This window comes from Ideonella sp. P3_A4 (genome assembly GCF_056403075.1).
Genome location: NZ_JBFUGE010001193.1, coordinates 1 through 931 on the forward strand (window position 1 = coordinate 1; position 931 = coordinate 931).

1 pseudogene is annotated in these 931 nt (G+C 70.4%); it reads right to left on the reverse strand.

The features are described 5' to 3' along the window. A pseudogene (locus AC1DYI_RS36895) lies at positions 1-510 on the reverse strand (DUF4350 domain-containing protein); the annotation flags it as partial. Between the last annotated feature and the right edge of the window lie 421 nt (positions 511-931).

The following is a 931-nucleotide window of genomic DNA, read 5'->3' on the forward strand; positions in this document are numbered from 1 at the left end:
GCGCTCTGGCGGCAGGCGGCGCCAACCGGGCACCTGGGCGTGGGCGGCTTCGTCCAGCGCCCGCCATTGCGCGCGGTGCAGTGCTGCCGGGCCGTGGCGCAGCAGGTAGGCTGCGGTGCCGCGCACCTGTTCGGCCATCGAGCGGCGTGCCAGCACGTCGGCGGCGCGCAGCGGTGCAAAGCGGGTGCCCCAGCGCCACAGCGTCAGGGCCAGCGCGAGCACGGCCAGCACGCAGGCGGCCGGTGCGACACGCCACAGCGTCGCGAAGAGGCCGGGGTGGTGCTCGTCGTCGATCACCCAGATTTGCTGGCCGGGGTGCAACTGCACGATGGCGGCCCACAGCAGTGCCTCGTCGTCTTCTTGCAGCTCGGCGGCTTGGGGCGCCTCCCATTGCGTCGACAGCGTCGCAGTACCCTGGCCGACGGCCACGCGCAACGCCTTGACGCCTTTGTTGTCTGCCACCGACCAGAGGGGCTCCGTCTTCGCCAGCAGGTTTTGTGAGCTTCGCACGCAAACCTTGTAGCTGCGCGGTGCATCGAACCAGCCGGCTTGCCCGGGCGGCTCAGACAACAAGGGGCATTGGGCTTCACGCCGCTTGGACGGCGAGGCGTCCTGCGCAGTTGCGGACGACGCTGAGGCCGCGGGAGCCGACGCAGCTTCGGCAGCCGGAGCATCGGCTGCTGCGTCTTCATCATCCTCGTCCTCATCGTCGAACGCTTCGTCGTCATCGTCCCCGGCGCTTGTGGGCGTGGAGGCTGGTGCTGAAGCGGCCTGTGGTTCGGCCGACGCGCCAGAGGCCGGCGCACTGGCTGCGGGAGCCATGCACCGCTTTGGCGGTGACGCAAAGCTCGCCGGCACCCAGTCGGTGATGGTCTCGTCGTCTGCCACCAGCCGATAGGCCACCAGATGGCCACCGCGCTCGACCCACGCC